Origin of the sequence: Pusillimonas minor, from assembly GCF_014237865.1 — a bacterium.
Lineage (GTDB): Bacteria > Pseudomonadota > Gammaproteobacteria > Burkholderiales > Burkholderiaceae_B > Neopusillimonas > Neopusillimonas minor.
The window spans coordinates 130,936-154,915 of record NZ_JACJUU010000002.1; the positions used below are offsets into that span (position 1 = coordinate 130,936).

Genomic DNA, 23,980 nt, shown 5'->3' on the forward strand with positions numbered 1-23,980 from the left:
TCCCGAGGTCATCCCCATGTCTGCGCCACACGCTTTCGATCGCGACCCGACCGATGCTGATGCACTTGATATCGCGCAACGACTTAACCAGTTGCCCGGCATCCATCATGTTGCTGTCGAGCCGATTGTGCTGGATGACGGCAAACAACACATTTACTGGCTTAGCGGGCCCGCCTGCCTCGACGTTGCGCAGAACCCGCCAGAATGGGTCGGCCCCGGCGGGCACCTGCTGGCCGCCACACAAACGCCATCGGGTGCCGAGCCCGGCGCAATGCCGCTCTGGACGCCGAGCGCGCTCAGCCAAGCCCGCGAAGCCCTTGCACAACAAGGCGGTACCCAAGACGTGGCCATCACGCTCACCCGGCCCATCGGCACCCGGGTTGCGTTAGGGCCCGTCTCTTCCAGCCACGTACTCGACACGCCTGACGAACATACACCGGTCCCTTCCGTCATTGGCCAGTCCCGCGGCAACCAACCGGCCATCAGCGACGGCGGGCCACTTGTCTGGCCCAATGACCTGCCTGTTACTTGTACCGAGGCCATCCAGCGTGCCGCGACATCGGCCGGCGAAGTTATCATTTACCCGCCCGACGGCCAGGTCAAACGTATTGGCTACCCCCAGCTGTTTCAGCAGGCCCTATGTGTGCTTGCCGGGCTGCAACACGCGGGGCTGAAGCCCGCCGACACGCTGCTGCTTGCCAGCAACGACGCCGAAGTGCTCATTACCGGCCTGTGGGCCGCTATTTTGGGCGGCTTTCATGCCAGCGCCATCGAACTGCCCGACGCGCAAGCCGACCACACCGCCTACCAGCGGCTGCAGGCCGTAAGCCAGGTTCTAAACAACCCCATACTGCTCATCGATGCAGCCTCCGCTGAACAACGTGCGCACATCCCTGCCTTCAGCGCACAAGGCGTCGTCACCATCGAAACCTTGTCAAAGGCGCCGGCCACGCAGGCACGTATTCACACCGCCCGACCCGACGACATCGCCCTGATCATCATGACATCCGGCAGCACCGGCGTGCCCAAGGGTGTCATGCAAAGTCATCGCGCGTTGTTAAGCATGGTGGCCGGCGTGCAGCGCCAGCGCTGTGCCGCCACACCCAACGACGTACTCCTGAACTGGATGCCTCGCGATCATATCGGCGGGCTGGCTTTCGTGATTTTGGGCGCAACAGCTCTGTGCGCGCACCAGGTTCATGCCGACATCGGCTACATCCTGGGAAAACCCGAACGCTGGCTCGCCCTCGTCGATGACTGCAGGGTCAGCATCACTTGGTCGCCCAATTTTGTGTACGAGCTTCTGGCGCGTGCTGCGCGCGCTTCCTCGCGCACTTACGATTTAAGCAGTTTGCGACACATCTTCAACGGCGGCGAAGCCGTTAATGAGATGGCCCTGCTTAAATGCGTGAACGAACTGGCAAGACATGGCCTGCAAGCCAGCTCCATGATCCCCGCCTTCGGCATGTCAGAAACCTGCGCCGCTATTTCTTACGGGCATTTAGGCAACACCATCGGCGCCTTCAGCAGCCTCGGGCCAGCGGTTCCCGGCGCCAAAATCCGCATCGTAGACGACAACAACCAGGTGCTTACCGAAGGCGAGATCGGCCAAATCCAGATCTGCTCACCCCAGCTTCTGACGCGCTATTTTGGTTTGCCTCCCGATAGCGTGCGCGTAAATGCATCCGAATGGTTTGATTGCGGCGATGCGGGTTTTATTGCCGACGGCCAGCTATACCTGACAGGGCGTTTAAAAGACACCCTGAACGTCCGGGGCGTAACCGTTTTCGCTCACGAGCTGGAGAACACGCTGGCCAAAATTTCAGGCGTCGACCCGACCTGCCTGTCGGTCGTGCCGGTAAGGCCGTCGGGGGCAAGCACCGAAGAAATTGCTGTGTTTTTCTCGACCTACCCCGAATCGGGGCTGGATACCCCCCGTGTTGTATCGGCCGTTATCGGGGCCATGCGCGACGCATTGCGTTTAACGCACGCGATCTCGGCCGACCATTTTGTCCCTTTAAAATCGGCCGATTTTCCACGGACGCCCATCGGCAAAATCGTAAAACGGGAGCTGCGCGAACAATTCGAGGCCGGTCGCTTCAATACGACACTGGCTCATTTACAAGCCCACGAGGCGGCACAAACGCACCGCGTTGCACTTCATCGTCAAACCTGGGAGCCGTTACCCAGCCAGCCCAATACACTGCCGACCGCAGCCTACGTTACCGTTGCGCCTGACCCGACACAAAACAACCCGCTGCAATATCTGCTGGACGTCCTTGCCTGCGCCAGTCAAAAGCTTCTGGTCATCGACCTGCGTCTGCGGTTGCAAGACGGCACATTGCTTAAAGGGTCGACATACGATCTTTTGCAGGCCCTCGATCACGCCATGCGAGAGGACGACACACGAAACAGCAGCGGTCCCGGGCACATTCGTATCATTGTCACCCAAAGTCTTTTTGCCCAACCCAACGACCCTGTCAACACCGAAGCCGCAGCACTTTCGGGCCTCATCGGCAGCTTCAACCTTGCCAAAGGCCCGGCTCGCTGGTCGCTGGTCGACCTGCCCGCCGCCGCCCCGGCCGAAACAGCGCTCTGCGCGCCTTTAAATTTCGAACCGCTGCTGGCCTGGCGCCAGGGGAAGTTTCTGGCGCCACGATTCGACCCAATCACCAACCTGACACCCAAGCATGCCACGTCAGAATCAGGGCTATGGCTGGTTGCGGGAGGGTTGGGCGGCGTCGGAGAACAATGCTGCCAGGCGCTTCAAGCCCTGGGCGCAAGCCTTATCGTCACAGGGACAACGCCCGCAGCACAGCTGTCGGCCGAAAAACAGCAACGACTTGATCAGCTTGCCCAAAACGGGTGGGTCCAGTACTCCAACGCCTCAGATACCCAGGCACTAAGCATCGAGGTCAACAAGGCCGAGCGTCTTGGCGGTGCAGTATTGCGCGGCCTTGTGCATGTTGCCGGGGTCGACCTGTTGGGTAACGAACACTGGGACGATGCGCAGTTCCAGACCGGGCTGGATGCCACAACGGGTACCCTCAAAGCGCTGCAAACCCTGGCACGCGACAAAGCCAATGTGAAGTTGCTGGTCGTCAGCTCGGTGGCCGGCGTCAACGGTGCGCGCATACAAAGCTACGCCGCGCAACAAGCGGCGCTAATTGCCCAGGCCCAGGCCTGGCAAAGCGCTGAGCCCGCCCCAGGCGTTGTGGCTTTTTCGGCCTGGGACGACACCGGCCTGAGCCGGGCCCGTACCAACGCGGCGCTATTGGCCAACGACGGCTTGCTTCCCATCAGCCCGACAGCCGGGCGCGCCATTATCCAATGGGCTTTGTCTACCGCCGAGGGCGTCATTTGCGTCGGTCTCGACGATCAACACCCTCAAAATGCCTGGCGCGCTATCCGCCCGGCAACACCAATGCTCGAACCGTCGGCCTGGGCGCCCCATGCCGGAGCAGTCTGCATACCCGACGCTCGCGGCACCGCCCGCTGGATGCCGGTTTACAGCACAAAAGCGGCGCCTCGCACCCCCGCGGGCGCACTAGACGTTGCGCGTCTGGGCCGGTCTGCAACGCAAGCCCAGGCCTCGGTCAACGACCCGGCAGCGCCATGCATTGCGGGCTTTATTGCTGCCACGGTCGACATCAGCACACCCGACGTCAACGACGACTTCTTTCTGGTCGGCGGCGACTCCGTCAAGGCTACCCAGTTGGCGGCCCAGCTTTCCGAATGGTTCTTCACCGATATTCCGGTCGCGGCCATATTTCAGCATCCAACCCCAAGCGCATTAGCCCAATATGTGCGCAACCAGACCGCCGACCCCGAACTCTTTGACACCGTCATCGCCCATTTAAGCCAAGTGATGGACGGCGTCGACCCGCCGCCCGACACGTTGGCCCCATGAAGCAGCTTTCATCACAAAACCATCAGGCACTGCAGGCCTTGCTGCAAAAAAAGGGCCTGATTAAACAGGCCGACACGCAGGCCAGGCCAGACGGCGCAACGCCATGGGTCGCCGCCGACCCGGTGCAGCGCATGTGGCTGCAAGAGTCTCTGGAGGGCAATCCCCTGGTTAACTGCCTGGGCCTGCATTTAAGATTTTCGCAGCCTTGCACCGTAGCGCAATTACATAACGCCGTGCAGGCCATGGTCTTGCGCCACGAGGCGCTGCGTACCCGACACGAGCCTCGAAACGGCGTCATCTATGCGCAGGTTATCACCCCTGCCCAAGTCACTTTTGAACTCGGCCCGCCGCTGCTTGCGCCTTCACCCTCTGAACTGCGCGGCATCATGTCATCACAAGGCCTGTCCATCGATCTGAATGACAACTGGCGCATTTTGCCGATTCTCGAGGGCGAGCAGTGTCACGGCCTGGTTTGGCTGATGCACCATGCCATTTGCGACTGGTTCGGTATTCAAACGCTGGCCAACGAGCTCATGCAACAGGTGCAGGGAATCTCTTCCGCAACGCAGCCGCCTTTACAACCGCGCGACTTCAGCCCGGCGGCTAGGCCCGCCAAGGCAGAAGAGACACAAGCATTGCAAGCCTATTGGCGCGAACGGCTGCAAGAGGCACCAGCCTACTTTCAAGCGCCGGTTACGCTATTCGGGCACACCGGCGAAACACCGTACGATGCCTTTCGGGCCACGCTGAATGCGGAACAAGCTAACCAGTTGCGTAGCACTTGCCATCAGTTCAAGACCACGCCTTATTTTTTCTTTCTGACGGCACTGGCTTGCGTGTTGTTACGCCTGTCACGCCAACCCGAAGTTGTTATTGCAACCACGCTGACCAATAGAAACCGACCGGGTGCAGATAGCGTTGTCGGTTGCCTGAGCGATCTGGTGCCCCTGCGATGCAACCCAGACCCTCATTTGACGTTCCCCGACGCCTTGCACGCCCTGCAACAACAGGTGGCGCAAGACCTCGCTCACGCAAGCCTGGGTTTTGCGCACATTGTTGAAACAGTCAAACCCGAGCGCCAGCCGGGCAAACCGCCGCTGGCGCAAATCATGTTCAACGTTCTGCCCCGGCTCGACGTTACCCTGGCCCAGGCGTCGCCACTGCCAATGGCGGCGGCACGCACCGACCTTGTCATTGAAATTATTGAAAATGACGGCTTTGATGCAGTGTTTGAATGCCGCTCAGGACAGTTTCCTGCAGGCTTTGCTCAAATACTTGCACAAGCCTGGTCGACCCTGGTGCATTGGGCCCTTCAGCCCCAGCACCAAAAGGCGCCAGTCGACACTTGCGCACTGATAACAAAGCAGCACACCGCAGCCTGGGCGTTATCAAACAATACCGCAGCAACCGTCTTCGACGACTTCATGCAACAGGCCGTTGCAAAACCCGCCCAAACTGCACTGATCGATGGCGAACGCACCATTGACTATGCCGGGCTGGTTAGCCAAGTTGATGCGTTGGCAATGCACATGGCCAACCACCCTTCGTTTTACAGCGGCTGCAAAGTGGCCTTGTGGCTGCCCCGCTCAAGCGACCTGGTCACTGCGGTGCTGGCGTGCCTGAAAGTCGGCGGCATCATGATCTTGCTCGACCCTGCACACCCTGCGCATCGGCAACAACACATTTTGTCTGTCGCCCGACCGGCGCTCATTATCGCTACCCCAGACAATCTCCCGCCTGCCACAGACGTCGCAATAATTCACCCATCGACGCCGTCGGCAGCACCAGGGCCCGTCGCCGCGCCGTCCAGGGCCGCTACCGTAGTACCCACGGCTTTCATTGCCTTTACGTCGGGCTCAACGGGTACACCCAAAGGCGTTGTCTGCACGCAAAGCGCCCTGCTTAACCGCCTGGTCTGGTACAGGCAAACATTTCCTGCAAAGCCACACGACATCGCCTGCTTGAAGACATCTCCCGGCTTTGTCGACGTATTTGCCGAAATGCTCGGCGCGCTGTGCGCCGGCATACCGCTGGCGATCGCCTCCGATGACGTCGCCACCGACCCGGTTGCGCTGGCAAGCCTGATTGATCAACACCGGGTGACGCGTCTGGTGGCCGTACCCACCCTGCTACGAGCAATGCTGGATCATGTCGAGAATATCGACATCAAACTAAGGCACTTGCGGCTTTGCACAAGTAGCGGCGAATCATTGCATCCAACGCTGGCAAGCCAGTTGCTCGACCGACTGCCAGACTGCCGCCTGATCAATATCTACGGGTCATCCGAAGTCACGGCCGACGCCAGTTGGGCCGAAATCCGTCAGCCGGTGGGCGCCCGTTGCGATATTGGCGAACCCTTGCCCGGCATGGCAATGGCCATCGTTGACAGCACCGGCCATGCCGTCCCCGACGGTTTCCCTGGCGAGCTGGCCATTAGTGGCACCGGCCTTGCTGAAGGCTATCTCAATGCTCCCGAACTGACTCGGCAACGCTTTTTCGCCTTGCCAGCCTTCGGTGGGCAACGTGCTTTTTTAAGCGGCGACTCGGCCATAAAAATACCGCAAGGCCCCACCGTGCTGCTTGGCCGCCAAGACCGCCAGTTCAAACTCGAGGGCGTGCGTATCGACGCACTGGAAATCGAAACCGCCTTGAACGCACACCCCGGGGTCGACACCTGCCGTGTCGTACTCATCGACACGGCCGACCGGCCCTGGCTGGCGGCCGCCCTCGTTGGGCCTGCGCCGCTTGATCAGGCGCAACTTCGCGTATGGCTGCAAAGCCGGTTGCCGCGCGCCGCAATCCCGACACGGTTCATGTGGCTGGACACACTGCCGGCCGGCCCAACCGGTAAAACCGACGATGCGCATATCGCCAGGCTAGCCCTCGAAGCTCAGCCCACCGAGGGCGAGGCTTCACACGAAGCGCCGCAAGACGACATCGAACGCATGCTGGCCCAGCAATGGTCAAACGTACTGGGGCACACAATCGCTCACCGTCACGCTCACTTCTTCGACCAGGGGGGGACATCTTTAAAGGCCATTATGGCCATGAACGCCCTACAGCGTGTGACAGGTGTGGCAGCGCAAGCCCGGTGGCTGTTCGAAACGCCTACCCTTTCTGGTATTGCCGAACGTCTGCACCAGCTAGGCCTGCCACACCAACCGGGTTTCAACGCCCCCACACAAGCAAAAGCCCTGCCGCAGCCGCAGCCGCAGCCGCAGCCAGCAAGCGCGCCGCAGCGCGCGCCGCTGACCTTCAACCAGCAATGGCTGGTTCGGGAATACGTGGCCAACCCGGGGCGCACCGCCTACAACCTTGCGATTGCGCACCGTTTAGACGACGTCCCCGACGTGGACGTGTTAATGGGGACATTACAGAAGCTATCCGACCGCCATGCCGCCCTGCGCACGCGACTGGTACTAGAACTTGGGCAGTGGTCGCAAGTAACCCTGCCAGCGGGAACCGGTCTGCCCGTTGCCGTACGCCACGACCCGGCCATGAATGACACGGCGGCGCGGACGTATCGCGATCAATTGGCGCAAACCGCCTTTTCCCTGCCCGACGAGCCCTTGATCCGGGTCGAAATTTGCACGGCCGCCAACAATACGCTTTATCTGTTTATGGTCGCTCACCACGCCATGGTAGACGGCTGGTCCAGCGAACGACTGACACGCGACCTGGCCGAGATATACCTGACGCTGGCAAATCACGACAACCCGCCTGAAGGCACACCGGCAGGCATTGATGATGTGGCCCGCGAACAACTGGCGCTGATGCCGCAAATTTCCTCAAAGCTGGCAGACTATCGCGATTACCTTGCTGCGGCCGCCTGCCCGCGCTGCCCACCCGTTGCTCGCGGTGCAACACGTGGCGGCCCATTGGCACGACTGACAGTTGCCCGTCTATCGGGCACGCACCACGCGTCGCCCGCCCAACACACAACGCCCTTTATCGCCGGCCTTCATGCGCTTACCGTGGCGCTACAACGGTTTAACACGCAAAACGGCCCCGTGATCATCGGCTTTCCCGAGGCCGGGCGGCATCGTCCAGAATGGGAAAACACTGTCGGATTTTTGGCGAATACGGTGCTGGGGCGTTTCGACGCGACAGCGCAGGCAGCGTCGCAGGCACAAACGCTGGACACCATACGCCATCAGTTTCTGCAGGCACTGGCGTTTCAGGACGTCCCCACCTTCTGGCTTCAAGACCAAGGTTGGAAGGGGCTTGACGATGACGGCGACGAGCTGCAGGTCATGATCGTCCCCGAACAGGATTTTGACTGGGCACTGAACATTCCCGGCCTGAAGGTCGAGTGCCTGGGGCAAGCCCGGGCCACCCAGGCCCGTGTCGACATTGCGCTGATCATCAGGACCGACGGCGACAACAGGACCACTTTCGACATCGAGTATGACAGCAGACGGATCCCGGACGCATTTGCACGGACCCTGGCCGATCTTCTTGCGCACTTGCTGACCGAACCCGCCACGGCAACACGCGCTGAACACGATGACGCGAACGCATCGCTTTGGGGTGGGGGCCTGCGCCAACATCTGGCGCTATCCGGTAGGGCAGATGCCATGCCGGTAACACCGCAGCAACTCAATGACCTCATCACGACCCTGGCACAATCCCGTCCGGACCTGACCGTCGCCAGTGACGCCTTGGGCCAGTTGACTGCAGCACAATTGAATACTCAGGCCGATCAAATGGCCGAGGCGATTCGCCATGCCTATGGCACGCCTGCTGTCGTCGGGCTGTGCGCCACGCGCTCAACCCGTTGGCTGACAACGCTCCTGGCACTCTGGAAGTCGGACGCCACCGTCGTCATTTGCGACCCGCTATGGCCGGCAGAGCGTGTCGATTTCATCGTCAACGACGCCGGGGTAACGCTATGGCTCGACGATGCGACCCTGGAAACCCTGAGCGCCCACCCCCCCTTCACAGAAGGCGTTGCAGCTCGACAAAACCCTGCCTTCCCGGACGCCTCGGATACAACCGCACCCGCCAACCCTGTCGCCGCGATGGTGTACACCTCGGGTTCGACCGGAAAGCCCAAAGGCGTGCCGGTGCGTCACGACGCCCTGGTACGTCTGGGGCAAAGTCTTGCCGCCCACTACGGCCTGGCGCCGGGTAGCCGCATACTGCAAGTCGTGGCGCCTGCGTTCGATGTGGCGCTGTCAGATATCGCCATGGCCTGGGCCAGCGGCGCCCATTTGGCAGTGTTGCCGCAGCACGATGTTATGCCGGGCAGCTCATTGAACCAGGCCATCGAGCGCCATGCCATCACACACATGCAAATACCGGCAGCGGTGCTGCACGCCACGCCGGCACTGCCGCACCCTTCCCTGGAACGCGTAATTGTCGGTGGCGAAATCTGCCCGGAACCCACCCTGTTGGCCTGGGCAAAGCACCGACAAGTCGACATTGCCTACGGCCCCACCGAAGCCACCGTAACGGCTACTTTGGCCCGCTACCGTCCGGGTATGCGGCCGGGCGCACTGGGCACGGCCCTTGCCGGAAACCGGCTGGCTATTGTCGATGACGCAGGCCGACCTTTACTGTTCGGCATGCCCGGCGAACTCTTGATTGCTGGTCCCCAGGTTACCGACGGCTACCATGGACACGCCCAGGCGCTATCCGCAACGTTTCAAAAAACATCGGTTTTTGGCACTGACTGCCGGGCCTACCGCACGGGTGACCAGGCCTGGATGGATCATGACGGACAGGTATGGATCCTGGGTCGCAAAGATCGCCAGATCAAGATCCGCGGGCAACGCATTGACCCTGAAGAGATCGAAATCAGCCTGCACGCCCATCCCGCCATTTCGCAGGCAGCGGTCGCAGCGCGCCAAGACAGCCACAACGACAAGCAAGTTGTGGCATGGGTCGTCCGACACACACATAACGTCACCGAAGACGGCCTGCGACGGTGGTTGCAACAGCGACTTCCCGCTGCTTACTTGCCCGGACGCTGGGTCTTTCTGGATGCGTTGCCGCTCAATGCCAACGGCAAAACCGACTGGTCAGCCTTACCAGACCCGACCCTCGATGCTTCGCAAACAATAGCCAACGCTGAAGCGCCAGTATTTGCAACAAGCGAACAAAAAGACCCGGCCCCTGAAACCAGCGCCAACACCCCGCCTCCTCAGTACGCTTTGGACGACGAAAGTGATATTGGCGATTTTCTGGAAGCGTGCTGGCAAGCGCTGCTTGAACGTGACGACATCGAACGCGACCGCAGTTTCTTTGACTATGGCGGGCATTCGATGCTGACCGTAAAGCTGCACGAACGCCTTGAAGCCGCGTTTGGCCTGACCCTGCCCATTGGCGAAATCTTTGGGCACCCCACCATAGACGAAATGGCGGCTTACCTGCACGAGCGGCGTAACGCCACATACGGAGCATCATGATGCAGTCGCAGCCCGAGGGCACACCGCCCGGGAAACACGTTACCGCCCCCCAGGCCACAACAAAGCTCAGGCTGAGTCCCGAGCAAGTACGACTGTGGTTTCTGGACAAACTCAGCCAAAATGCTCAGGGTTTCGTGCTTCATGCCTCGTTCGAGCTGCGCGGCCAGACTGACGCCGAGGCATTGAGCCGCGCCGTTGACGCGGTTGTCGACAAACATGTCATTTTGTCGGCGCAACTGATTGAAGAAGACAACACCCCCTGGCTGACGCTGGGGCCAACGCCGCCGGCGCTGGAGCGCTGTAGCGCAGACACGCCACGGCGTTTACCCACCGGCCGGCTGTTTCGCGTCATGCTTCAACCCCTGGGCGGGCACCATCAACTTACCTTTTTAATTCATCACATCATCGCCGACAGGGCCTCTATGGCCATTGTCATCAACGACTGCTTTGCCGTGTTGCGAAGCCAGGCCATTGGCACAGCGCCACAATTTGCCGACCGGCTGCGCGAGCCTGCCCCGGCTGCCGCCGATGCCCAGGCATTGGCCGACTGGTGCAAAGCGCTCGAGGACGCCCCCGCCGAAATCAGCCTGCCGCTGGATCACCCACGACCCGTCGAGCGCGGTACCCGCGGCGCCATGATCAGTCAGCCACTGCCGGCGCCCGCCGACCTGACCCAGGTCGCCCGATCAATGGGCGTTACGCCCTTCATGGTGTACCTGGCGACCTATGCCGAGCTGTTACAACGCTGGGGTGGTGACAGCGACATGGTCATTGGCTGTCCGGTGTCTACGCGCCAGACAAGTCAAGAGCAAGACATGGTGGGGTTTATGGTTCGAACGCTGCCGCTGCGGCTGCAGTTCGAACCGGACGACACACTGCCCGCCCGCGTCAACGCAATCAAGCACACACTCCTGACCGCGCTGGCGCGCCCGCCGGTTTCGCTGGACCAGATCGTCAGCGCGCTCAATCCGCGCCGGCACCTTAACCGCAACCCGCTGTTCCAGGCCATGTTTGTCTTGCAGGCACAGGCGCTGGATATCCCCCAACTGCCGGGCATCGACATTGCCGTTCTGCCTTCGACGCCGCTGGCCCCCGAGGTCGACCTGAACCTGAGCATCGAACGCACGACGGACCCGGCGTTTCCGTATGTGGCTCACCTGGAATACGACCCTGATCTTTTCGAGCCGGAAACCATTGCCGAATTTTTGCGGCAATACGTCGATTTATGCTGTCAGACCGCCGGCTCACCCCGCTCCGAACCGGCCCGTGCGGCCCACTGGAAGGGCACCTTCACAGCGCTGCCAAACCAATCCATCGACGCCCTGATCCATCAGAACCTTCAGGCCCAGGCCCCCGATCGCTGCATGATTGAAGACACCAGCGCGCGCCTGTCGACAGCAGAAACTCTGGCACGAACACACCAGATCGTCCAGGCGCTTTCCGCCAGGGGACTTGGGTATCGGTCGGGCATCGGACTCTGCGTCTCGCGCCTGACAGAACTCGTTCCGGCGCTGCTGGCCATCTGGCGCATTGGCGCCCATGCCGTATTTTTACCAACGACGGGCCCGGTTGAGGCCATCGCCGAACGGGTACGCAGCATCAGCATCGACCTGATCCTGACCGGCACCGACAGCCTCGACCTCGCCGCCATCAGCACAGATAACCTGCCCTGCGTCAGTATCACGTCTATACAGCCGGCCGCGCCCGCGGGTCAGCCTGCACCCAAAGCCCCCCTGGCTTCGAACGCCCTTGATCAGACCGCCTATGTCTGCTTTACCTCGGGGTCTACCGGGCAGCCCAAACCCGTTTTCATCACACACGAAAGCCTGCTGAATCACGCCCTCGATATCCGCCAGCGCTTCGGCCTGCACCCTGCAGATCGGGTGCTGCAATTTGCTGCGCCTTCGTTTGACGTATTGATTGAAGAAGTCGTCCCCAGCCTGCTGGCCGGCGCTACGCTGGTACAACTGGGCCCGGCGCATACTCGCGATCTCGAAGCCTTTACGCAGGCCTTGCAAGCGCAAGCTATCAGTGTGGCCAACCTGCCCGCCGCCTACTGGCATACCTGGGTTCACGAACTGCTGGCTGGCGGCGGTCACGTACCCTCCACCTTGCGTTTACTGGTCACCGGTAGCGAAGCTGTGCAGGCAGAGGCCGCCCGCACCTGGCTGGCGCGCGCGCCACATTGCGCACTGCTTTGCGGCTACGGTTTGACCGAAACGACGGTATCGGCAAGTTTTTTCGAGGTCACCCGGGTACCAGCCGAATGGTCCACCCTGCCGTTGGGCGTACCCATCAATAATGTAGAAATAGACATCGTCGGCCCCGACGACCTGCCCGTACCGCCGCTGTGCCTGGGCGAAATCCGCATACGCGGCAAAGCGCTAATGCGTCATCCCGACGCAGAAGGCAACCTGACCGCACTGGGCGCGCTGCGCACCGGCGACCTGGGCCGCATGAGCCTGGACGGACATCTGTGGTGTTTGGGTCGATGCGACCGGCAAGTCAAGATCCGCGGTATTCGTGTCGCACCGGCCACGCTGGAAAACGCGCTGCTGCACATTGACGGCATTACCGAAGCGGCCGCCCTGGTGCATCGCACCGGCCAACGCAACGGCCTTTATGCATTTGTCTGCGGGCGCCCGGCCGTGGGCCTGAAAGACCTGCTGAAGAATCGGCTGCCCGACGTACTGATCCCCGACCAGATCATCACCCTGCCCACGCTGCCGCTTACCGTTCAGGGCAAAACCGACTACCGGGCCTTGGCCGCGCAGGTCGCACAGGCCTCCGACGCCCATGGGTCTGGCACCCTGGACAGTCACGAAGAACGACTGCTGGCCAGACTGTTCGGCGAAGTCCTGCAGCGCACTGCCATTGGGCCTGACGACAATTTCTTTGATCTTGGCGGCGATTCGATCAGCAGCCTTCAAGTCATTTCACGCGCCCGACGTGCGGGCCTGGACTTGTCAGCCAAAACCATTTTCGAACACCAGACAGTACGTGCCATTGCCAGACATGCAATAGCACAAGCGCGTGTCGTTGAAAACGACGATGCCACCGGACTTGTTTGGTCCACGCCAATCCTGGCCTGGTTTAAAGGCGAGATGAGCGGCGACTGGCAACAGTTTAATCAGGCCGTTGTTATTGCGCTGCCCGAACCCGTCGACCTGGAAGCGCTGCATGCGGCCTTTGAGGCGGTCGTCGAGTGCCACGAAATCTTTGGACTGCAAGTCACAGGAACCCCAGGCCCGACCGCACAGTACACCACCCCCGAACGCCGGCCCGCGCCTGGTTTTGAGGTGCTCACGCGCCCGGCAAATATGGCGGATGACGACTGGGCGGAACAGCGCCGTCAAGCACTGAACCGTGCACAAACCGGACTGAACCCTGCGTTGGGTTTGAACGTTGCCGCCGTCGTATTCCCCACCGATCAGCAACTCATGCTGACGGTGCATCACCTGTGCATCGACGTATTGTCGTGGCAGGTTGTGCTGCGCGACCTGCAAAACGCCTACGAGTCGCTGGCACAGGGTTACCCGGCAACCTTGCGTCGCCATGGGGTACCGTACCGGCGCTGGGCGACAACACTGGCGGCTTACAGCCAACGCCCCGATGTCCAGAGCGCACTGCCTTTCTGGGTAAATGTGCTGTCACCGGCACCCGACCGCCTGGCGCCGGCATTGCCGGCCCACCCTGGCATCGAAGCCGAGGCGCGCAGTCATCTACACGAACTGCCTCTGACCCTGACGCAACATCTGTTGCGCAAAGTGCCAGCAACACTGGGGTTGCGCATGGATGAAACCCTGCTTGCCGCCCTGGCAATGGCGCACGCCAGTCACGACGGGCGCCTGCTGCGAGTCGATCTTGAACGCAATGGCCGGGGCATGCCCATCGACGACCTCGACATCACAGAGACAGTGGGCTGGTTTACGTCGGTCATCCCCCTGGCACTGCCTGCCCAGACCGATCCCGCCACAATGGCGCAACAGGTCAAGTCAGCCTTGGCGCAGTGCCCTCACGACGGCCTCAGTTACGGCTTGCTGCGCTATGGCGACAACCCGGCAGCTACCGCGGCGCTGGCCGCATTGCCGCCTGCCGATGTGCTGGTCAATTACGTCGGCGTACTCGACGGCTGGACACAGGCCGCTTTCCAACCCGTAGACGCCGATACCGGGCCGACCATTGCGGCCAACCTGGCACGTAGTCATCGTATTGAGCTGAACGCGGGCGTCGTGGCGGGCCGATTGCGACTGGCCGTCAATTATGCGGCAGGGCCGGAAAGCGAAGCCGCCGCTGCAACGCTTATGGAAGCCTTGGCGACAGCCCTTGCCCGGCTGGCTCAAGCCTGCGGTTATCGTGAGAATACGGGTGACAATGCAACCACCGATGACACTGCGGCGCAGCTACCGGTAACGCCGCTGCAGCACGCCATTTTGCTTCACAGCCTGCACGACGCCGACACCTATTTCGACCAGATTCACTTCCGCCTGACCGGCCCGCTGGACACCGCCACCCTGAAGAAGGCCTGGGCTGAACTGCTGGCCCGGCATGGCGCCCTGCGCTGCGGTTTCGACTTCGACCAGGATGAACAGCCTTTTCAATGTATTGCCGCTAGCGCGGAGCTGCCCTGGCATGACTACGACTGGCGCAGTATTGAGCCAGCCGTTGCACAACGTTATCTTGACGCCTTGATGCAAGCCGACCGGCGCAAAGGCTTTGACCTGCACAAGCCGCCGCTCATGCGCATGCACCTGATCCAACGCGACGAGCAGCATTACGACTGGATCTGGAGTTGCCACCACCTTATCGTCGACGGCTGGTCGGTATCGATATTGATGCAAGAGTGGCTGACCCTGTACCGGTACATGTCAACAGGGCAAGCCGCACGCTTGCCCGAAGCGCCCGACTGGGCCGATTTCGTCAGACATTGGGACGCGCTCGATGCCACAACGGCACGCCAATGGTGGTCCCGACAGTTAGCTGACGCAACACCCACCCTGATTGGCCGGCGGCAAACCGGCACAAATACCTCTGTCAAAGCACAACACCATAGCCACGTAACGCTTGACCCCGCCATGCGCGATGCGCTGGGCGCCTTGTGCCGACAACATGGTGTACCGCTGGGGGTATTGGTACAGGCGGCGTGGGCCATGCTTTTGCGCCGCTATCAGTACAGTAACGCCGTCACGTTCGGGATTACATTCGCCCACCGGCCACCCGCAACCCCGAATGCCGACGCCCTGGTCGGCATGACCATCAATACAGTCCCCGTCTGGGCCGACATGGATCCGGACATGCGGCTGCCAACACTGCTTGATGCCTTGCGGCAGCAGTCGTTTGACCGCGCAGACCATGCATTCATCGGGCTTGAAGATATCCTGCAATCGGCAGGCTGCACAACTGCAAGCCCCTTGTTCGATACGCTGCTGCTGGTACAGAACTACCCTCGTCCCGAGAGCCTGACCGCCGGAGAGCTTGATGTTTCGGTCAGCGCCGTACTCGAGCAAACCAATTTTGCCGTTACCGCCATCATGACGACGGGCGACGACGCCGGCCTCACGCTGGCCTGGGACGCGGCACGCCTTCCAGATCGCGTGGGCCGGGCTATGCTTCAGCACTGGCATCAACTGCTGCGAGGCATGATCACGCAGCCCGAAGCACGCCTGCGCGAGCTGTCGATATACGATGCCAGCGCGCTTGCTGCCCGGCTGGCCCTGGCCCAAGGCCCCGAAACGACGCGGCCAGCCCCCATGGCGCCTCAACAGGTCGACCAGTGGGCAGACATCATCCCCGAGCACCCTGCCATAAGCGCACACAACGGGACGTTGTCGTATGCGGCCTTACGGCAAGCCACCAATGCCCTGTGCGCCGAACTGCTCGCCCAAGGCGTTCGCCCCACAGACGCGGTCGCGTTGCATCTGCCCCGAGGCACGCGTGCGATCGTTGCCCTGCTTGCCATCATGAAAGCCGGCGCCATGGCTGTACCCATCGATGCTAGTTACCCAGACGACCGGGTTGCAACGATTCTTGAGGACAGCCAGGCCAAATGGCGGATCACAGAATCCGGACTGACTGACCGGGCAGGCTTTGTCGGGCGCAGTGCCCAACCTATCATTTACGACTCATTGCCGAACGAGACCTCGCGGGGTCTGGATGCAAAGGCCGCGCCGGCCCTCGTCGCGCCCGATTGGCCGGCCTATCTGATATACACCTCGGGCTCTACCGGAAAGCCCAAAGGCGCCATCACCCGGCATCAGGGACTGGCCAACATGCTGAGGGTCCAGCAACATCACATCGGCCCCCACCCTGCCGATCGGGTGCTGCAGTTTGCCTCGCTGGCATTCGACGCCTCGATTTGGGAAATTTTCATGGCGCTGGGGGCCGGCGCCACCTTGTATATCCCCGACCCCGACACCGTTGGCTTTGGTGAAGAGCTGCTCGACGACCTGGCACGTCAGGCTATTACCATCGCCACACTGCCACCGTCTTTACTGATAGCACTGCCCTCACCTCCCCTGCCCGCGTTAACCACGCTCATCGTTGCGGGTGAGGCTTGCCCTGCGACACTGATCCCCAAATGGGCCAACGGGCGACGTTTTTTTAATGGCTACGGCCCCAGCGAAACGTCCGTATGTGCCACGTTGCACCCCGTATCAGCCGCCAGCGACCGGGTTCCGATCGGCCAACCGGTCGCGCACATGCGCGCCTACGTGGTTGACCTGGATGGCGCACTGGTGCCGCCAGGCGGCGAAGGTGAACTGGTCATTGGCGGCGAAGGTGTCGGCCCCGGTTACTTGAACCGCCCAAGCCTGACGGCCGAACGTTTCCGCCTCGACCCATGGCAGCCCAATGGCACCGCCCGAATCTATCATTCGGGTGACAAGGTCAGTATCGACGCCGACGGCGTCCTGGCCTTCATCGGACGCATCGACCGCCAGGTAAAAGTGCGCGGCTACCGGGTCGAACCTGGCGAAATAGAGCGCACCATCGAGCATCTGGCCCCCATCGACAAGGCGCTGGTGGGGGTTACAGCAGCTGCCGACGAAGCCGTTTTATGCGCCTGGTTGCTACCCGCAGCCGACGCCTCGGTAGACCTTGCAACATTGCGTCAAGGCCTGGCCCACCGCCTCCCGGCACACCTTGTACCCACCCGGTTCCAGGTCATTGACCACATTCCGCTAACCGCCAACGGCAAAATAAACTGGTCTGCCCTGCCTGCGCCAGACGCCGGCGGCGACGCCACAACTACGCCCAAAGTCGCTGATACGCACGCACCCGCAACCAGCACGCCCGCCAATCTGGTCGATGCCGTGGCTCAAACACTTGAGCCCATATGGACCAGACTGCTAGGCCAGGCCCGCATTGACAGACACCGCAACTTCTTCGACCTGGGCGGGCAATCACTGCTGCTCGTCAAAATGCAGCCCATTTTGCGCGACACGTTCAACGTCAACGTTCCCACAAAAATACTGTTCGAACACGCCACCATTCATGGGTTGGCCAAGTGGCTGGCGGCCCAACCACCCGTTATTGACGCACATACCGCGCGCCCCCCATCCGGGCACGCGGGTGCGATACAGGCGGTGCCAGCCGCCCGGCCCAAGGGCGTTTACGCCGTGGAAACGGCCGCCACCACCGGCGAGGCCAACGACTTTACCGACAATGGCGACATCGCCGTCATCGGCATGGCGTGCCGCTTTCCAGGCGCCGATTCGGTAGATGCCTTTTGGCAGATGCTGCACGAAGAACGCGAAGGCATCCATACCTTCGACCCGGCCAGCCTGACCGCCGCTGGCGTGCCGACGCATGTCCTGACACATGAAAATTACGTTCCTCGACGCGGCATCATCAACCACAGCGACCAGTTCGACGCCGAGTTTTTCGGCATCGGCCCGCGCGACGCCCTGCTACTCGACCCGCAACACCGGCTGTTTCTCGAAGGGGTCTGGAATGCTTTCGAAGATGCCGGCGAAATCCCCGGCGGCCACGTTGGCGTATTTGCAGGCTGCGGTCACAACACCTGGCTGAAAGAAGTGCTGGCGCCGGCCGGGGAGAACCTTGAAGGCTCTGCAGGCTTTCATGCCATCACCGCCAACGACAAAGACTTTCTGGCCACCCAGGTAGCTTATCGACTGGACCTGACCGGGCCGGCCGTCACTGTCCAGTCGGCCTGTTCAACATCTCTGATCGCGGTGTCTCAGGCGGTCGATGCCCTGCGCAGCGGACGCTGCGACATGGCGCTGGCCGGCGGCGTTGCCGTCAGCTACCCAGAGCATGGCTACCTGTATGAGTCAGGGATGATTCTGTCACCCGACGGCCACTGCCGCCCCTTCGCGGCCGATGCCGCGGGCACTGTACCGGGTGCCGGTATGGGCGTGGTTTTGCTTAAGCCGCTATCGCACGCCAAACGCGACGGTAATCGAATTTATGCCGTGATCAAAGGCACTGGCGTCAGCAACGACGGGGCGCGCAAAATGAGCTTCGCCGCGCCGGGCATCGACGGCCAGGTCAAGGCCATTCAGGCAGCGCTGTCGGCGGCAAAACTTAACGGCAACGATATCGACCTTATTGAAGCTCATGGCACGGGTACCGCGCTGGGCGACCCCGTTGAAATTACCGCGCTGGGCCGGGTTTACGGCAAACGCAACACGCCTTTGCTGATCGGTGCCGTCAAAAGCAATATCGGCCACGCCGACGCCGCAGCCGGTATCGCCGGGTTCATCAAGGCCGCGCTCAGTCTGCATCACGGCTTCATGCCGGCCAGCCTGCACGCCGCAACCCCAAACCCCAAGCTCGACCCCGGCCCGGATCGCTGGTTCGAGATTGTCACTAAAGGACGCGCGCTCATCGCCCCAGGACGCCCTTTAAGAGCGGGCATCAGCGCATTCGGCATCGGCGGCACCAACGCCCATGTCATTATTGAACAAAGCCACGAGGGGCCACCCCGGCCAGCCCCGTCGGAAGCCGCCTGGCAACTGGTCCCCCTTTCTGCCGCCACGAGCACACAACTCCCTCTCGTGGCACGCGGCCTGGCACAGCGACTGGCATCACTCGCCCCGGACGAAAGCTTGTCTGATGTTGCAACATCGCTGCAACGCGGCCGCGCCAGACTCAAGGTGCGCAAAGCCTTTGTGACCAACGCTTGCCCCGCGCTGCGTCAGATGCTGGAAAACGTCGACCCTCCACCGGCGTCAACGCGCAAGCCATCAAAAATCGCGCTGCTGCTTCCGGGGCAAGGCGCACAGCATCCTGGCATGGGTCATGCCTTGTTCCATCAGCATGCAGGCTTTCGTGAACACCTCGAAGACTTATCCGACCGACTACGGCCGCTGTTGTCGCTCTCATTAAAAGACGCCCTGTACAGCGGCCATCTCGACCCCGAACAATGGCAAGATACACGTATCGCCCAACCTGCTATTTTTGCGGTGAGTCTGGCCTGCGCTCAGTGGTGGTCTTCCATCGGCGTCAAAACTGACGCCATGCTGGGTCACTCGCTGGGCGAGTACACTGCGGCCTGCCTGGCCGGCGTTTTCTCGGTAGACGATGCCCTTGAGACTGTCGCCGAGCGTGCCCGCCTGATGGCGGCCATGCCGACCGGCGCGATGCTTGCCATTGCGCTGGATGAGCCGTCCGTCAAGCAGCTATTGACTCAACACCCCATGCTGGATCTGGCGGCCATCAATGGCCCACGGCAGGCCGTCGTCTCAGGCCCGCACGACGTCGTCAGTGCAGTGGCCGGGCAACTTTCGGCTCAAGGCGTCCCCGTTCAACGCCTGCGTACCTCCCACGCGTTTCATTCTCGCGCCATGACTGCTGCCGCTGAGGGGCTGGGCGCATTCTTGCGCACGCGCACACTAAACCGTCCAACCCGCAAATTCGTATCCAACCTGACCGGCACCTGGATCTCGCCTGAACAGGCCGTTACTGCAGACTATTGGGTGCAACATATGCTGGCGCCCGTCCAATTCATGCAAGGACTGCGTACGTTACAAGACAAAGGCGCAGCGCTGGCCATCGAGGCAGGGCCCGGGCAAGTGCTGTCATTACTGGCGCGAGGCCAGGGGCTTGTCAGCTTGCCTACACTAGACAGTGCGTCGGCCGCCAACACGGCGCCTTCTTCCGAGGCGCCGACTTACCTGCACAGTACAGCGCAATTGTGGGAAACCGGTGTCGATATCGACTGGATAGCTTTCAATACATCGCCCGGTCGACGCATCGCCCTGCCGCCTTACCCGTGGGCGCATCAGACCTTCAGACCCTCGCCTGTCGGGGGTCATACGTTATCGCTGTCTGCAACACCCACATCGTCCAAACCGCCGCCAGACGACTGGTTTTATGCACCGCAATGGGTACAGTGCCCCTTGCCGGCAATCGACAATACTCGCGCAGAGCCGCTGCTGGTGTACTGCGAATTCAACGAGCCGGCCCAGGCGGTGGCCGATGTTCTGCGCTCCAGGGGTCACCGCGTCACGCTCGCCACGACCCCGGCCGCACGCTCAGGCATCATCAGCGATGACTGCGCGCACCTGCTTGTCCTGGCGCCGCCCGCTCCAGACGACAGCGCCGCCCATGTCCAACAGCGTATTGGTGACGTACTGCTGCTTGTGCGTGACACCCTGCGCCACCGTCACCCCGCCACAATGCATATCGATCTGGTCACTTATGCCGGGGCCACGACGCACACGGGTGAAATCGCCAACCCAACCCATGCTGCACTGATCGCAGCTTTTCAGGTACTGGCGCACGAGTTCCCCGAACACCACTTTGCCGGGCTCGACCTGCCCGCAACCCCGAGCATGTCGTTGGCAAGAGACATCCATGCGTGGCTGCTGACAGAGCGAGCCGGGCGGTTCGTTGCACAGCGTCAGGGGAAATATTGGGCAGAGCAGGTAACGCGTATCAATGTCCCCAACGAGGGCGCATGGCCCGTACCCCCCAACGCCACCCTACTGATTACAGGAGCAACTGGCGGCGTAGGGCAGGCTTTTGCCAAAGACATGGCCCGGTTGATTAAACAACCTCATTTGCTGTTGATCACGCGCCAATCCAACTTGCCGCAAGACCTGCGCACCTCGCTCGAGCAGCTTGGCGCGCGCGTCAGTCATCTGTCGGTTGACGTGGCTGATGAAATGGCTTTCGCCCAAGCCCTGCACAACTGGCAGAAGCATTCAGGGCCCATCCACGGCGTCGTTCATGCGGCCGGTGTGGCAGACTACGGCGGCGTGATGGCGCGCCGCGACCAGGCTTCAATCGACACGGTGCTTTCACCCAAAATTGCCGGGCTGCACGGTATAGCGCGTGCGTTGGCAGGCCAGCCACTGGCATTTGTGGTGCTGTGCTCAACGCTGGGTTCATTTCTGCCCGCCGCAAAGTTTGGTCAGATCGCTTACAGCGCAGCCAATGCATATTTAGATGCTTCGGCCAACGCCCTGGCGGCACGCCAGCCATGGCATGTTGTGACCATTAACTGGGACGACTGGGTGGGTGCCGGCATGACCGAAGCCGCGCGTCGCCAGGCCGGGCTGCCGCCCTTGCCTCCGGACCACGGCTTGCTGGCCGAAGAAGGCCCGGCAGCACTTCGCCGCGTTCTCCAGACCCGTCTTACCCGCGTGGCAATTGCCGTCAACGACCTACCGGCACTGATGACACAAACCCGCACCTGGCTGCGCGACGACCTGGCCGCCCCTGGTACAGCCCTCGGGGCCCAACCACAGCAAAGCCCGGTTGAACACGCCGCCTCGGCAACACCCGGTTCGTCGCTGGAGCAGGCCATCTTGCAGTTTTTCCGTGAAGTGCTGAACACACCCGACTGCACGGCCCAAGACAACTTTTTCGATTTGGGGGGACACTCGCTGCTGGCCATGCAACTGATCAGCAGAATTCGGGAATCGACCGGGCACGAAGTAACGTTGATGGATTTGTTCGCCTCATCATCAGCATCCGATTTGGCCCAAGTGATTGCCGCAAGAGCGGGAAAACCTACTGTTGGGTAAACATGAGTATTGGCGTACTGCCCGGGCTTAGATCAGTGCTTAACCACGTCACCGCCCGGGCGCTGCTTACGCCAAACGGGGCGGCCACCCCAATCCGGTAGCCTGCAAGGGCTTTAACACTTACTTGCCAAGCGTCATGCGGTTGCGTAAACGCGTCGGGCAAGTGGGCAGGCTGTACTGGGTTGGCACCCAGCACAACCGACGGCAGCGAAATACGCAGACCAAGCCCGACCGCTTTGATCAAGGCCTCTTTTGCCACCCACCACGCCACCCTCTGCGTATCCTGATCCTTTGGCGGCAGCGCCGCCAGGGCCGCAATTTCTTGGGGCGACAGCCATGCCGCATCCATGTCACGCAGCGCCTCTGCGCGGGCATCCGATTCAACATCAACACCGACAGGCCCACGCCGTGACAGCGCAACCGCAACATACCCAGTGGTATGGCTAAGATTAAAGTGGATGTCTTTACGGGGAGAGACCAGATAGGGCTTTCCGTAGCGATCAGCGTCGTAGCGCCAGCATGCCTGTCCGGCACAATAGGCATCCAGCGCGAACTGCAGTAACACATGCGCCATCAGATACGACAGGCGGTCAGGCAAGCGCACAAACCGGTCGGCCCGCGCCAGCTCGGCATCAGAAAGTCGCAACAGCCATTCGGGCGCTATCTGGGCGGGCACCGGCGCCACATACACCGTCACCATATTTACCCAGGCATGCGCGCAACGCATGCGTCTCGAACTGCTGCGGCCACAGCAGGCCAATCATCGAACAGATAAAAATGCCCGCCGGCAAACGTCCGTTGCTGCAACGGAAAAGCGGTTTCGTTTTGCCAACTGGACATGGCGTGACAGGCTGGGTCAGCGTGCCCCCTGAACGCAACAACCGGTACGGGGATCGGAGCATCCATTTCGCGCTGTTCGGGCGAAAGCGTGTAATGCGGAGCGTGCTCCAACAAGCGCATATCCTGACGCAAGATGGTCTCGAAGTAGGCCCGGTACTCTGCGTCCTGAATCAGCATTTCGGGCACTCCACCGTAACCGCGCACCTCTTCCCAGAAGGCTTCACTGGATAGCGCCGCCACATTCCTGACCCGGTAAGCGGATGGCGCTACAGCACCCGATGCGAAAAACAACGACGGCAACGACTGGCCGCCATGCCTGCGATGCCGCAACAACGCCATGCCCAGGTGTGCGCCCAGGCTATGCCCCAACAGCATCCAGGGTTGCCCGTCAAACACCCCCACTTGCCGGTTGATGTCCGTCACGGCAGCCGCAAAATTTTCGGCAAAGGGTTCGCGTGCACGCTTTCCCCGGCCAGGCAGCTCCAGACAATGCACGCCGCAATATGTTTTAAGCGCTGCCGCCAGCGGTGCGTACTGATAAGCAGCACCACCGGCATGCGGCAACACAATCAGCAACGGTAAATCGCGACGGCACAGGTCTTCAGGCATGACAAGCAAGGGTTTCATGAAAGCCTCTGAGCATACTATGAACCGCCATTACTGCCGCATTAGAAGGCCTTTTTATCGCCGCCGCGCCGTGCTCAGCCTCGACCATCCACGTCATGCAACGCGGCGTCACGAGATGCGCGAAAACGCAGAGGATGAAACACTCTTTTGGATATCAATAATAGTCCAATCAGTCGTTTTATTAGGAAAAACCCCAATCT

The 23,980-nt window shown here is 61.4% G+C and carries 5 protein-coding genes; 3 read left to right on the forward strand and 2 right to left on the reverse strand.

Annotation, left to right across the window (positions count from 1 at the left end):
* Positions 1-16: 16 nt before the first annotated feature.
* From GTU67_RS03380 to GTU67_RS03390, 3 genes are read left to right on the forward strand one after another with little or no spacing between them, the layout of a single operon-like run.
* Positions 17-3,910 (forward strand): SDR family NAD(P)-dependent oxidoreductase, encoded by a 3,894-nt coding sequence (locus GTU67_RS03380; RefSeq protein WP_185778767.1) that lies wholly within the window; start codon positions 17-19, stop codon positions 3,908-3,910.
* Positions 3,907-10,320, forward strand: coding sequence for an AMP-binding protein (locus GTU67_RS03385; RefSeq protein ID WP_185778768.1), 6,414 nt, complete (start codon positions 3,907-3,909; stop codon positions 10,318-10,320). Before GTU67_RS03380 ends, GTU67_RS03385 begins: the two co-directional genes overlap by 4 nt.
* The gene (locus tag GTU67_RS03390) at positions 10,317-22,313 is read left to right on the forward strand and encodes a non-ribosomal peptide synthetase/type I polyketide synthase (RefSeq protein ID WP_185778769.1); all 11,997 of its coding nucleotides are present in this window, start codon (positions 10,317-10,319) and stop codon (positions 22,311-22,313) included. Before GTU67_RS03385 ends, GTU67_RS03390 begins: the two co-directional genes overlap by 4 nt.
* Here GTU67_RS03390 and GTU67_RS03395 read toward each other — a convergent pair.
* Both GTU67_RS03395 and GTU67_RS03400 read right to left on the reverse strand, forming a co-directional pair.
* Positions 22,300-23,040 (reverse strand): 4'-phosphopantetheinyl transferase family protein, encoded by a 741-nt coding sequence (locus tag GTU67_RS03395; protein ID WP_185778770.1) that lies wholly within the window; start codon positions 23,038-23,040, stop codon positions 22,300-22,302. The genes GTU67_RS03390 and GTU67_RS03395 overlap by 14 nt on opposite strands.
* Positions 23,016-23,780 carry a thioesterase II family protein gene (locus tag GTU67_RS03400; protein WP_185778771.1) on the reverse strand — a complete coding sequence of 255 codons (765 nt, stop codon included), beginning with the start codon at positions 23,778-23,780 and terminating at the stop codon, positions 23,016-23,018. The genes GTU67_RS03395 and GTU67_RS03400 overlap by 25 nt, the downstream gene beginning before the upstream one ends.
* Positions 23,781-23,980: the final 200 nt, after the last annotated feature.

What these genes read in the sequence shown, in the direction of transcription:
- GTU67_RS03380 (WP_185778767.1), top strand. Translation starts at nt 17, where the DNA reads ATGTCTGCGCCACACGCTTTCGATCGCGACCCGACCGATGCTGATGCA.
- GTU67_RS03385 (WP_185778768.1), top strand. Translation starts at nt 3,907, where the DNA reads ATGAAGCAGCTTTCATCACAAAACCATCAGGCACTGCAGGCCTTGCTG.
- GTU67_RS03390 (WP_185778769.1), top strand. Translation starts at nt 10,317, where the DNA reads ATGATGCAGTCGCAGCCCGAGGGCACACCGCCCGGGAAACACGTTACC.
- GTU67_RS03395 (WP_185778770.1), bottom strand. Translation starts at nt 23,040, where the DNA reads ATGCGTTGCGCGCATGCCTGGGTAAATATGGTGACGGTGTATGTGGCG.
- GTU67_RS03400 (WP_185778771.1), bottom strand. Translation starts at nt 23,780, where the DNA reads ATGAAACCCTTGCTTGTCATGCCTGAAGACCTGTGCCGTCGCGATTTA.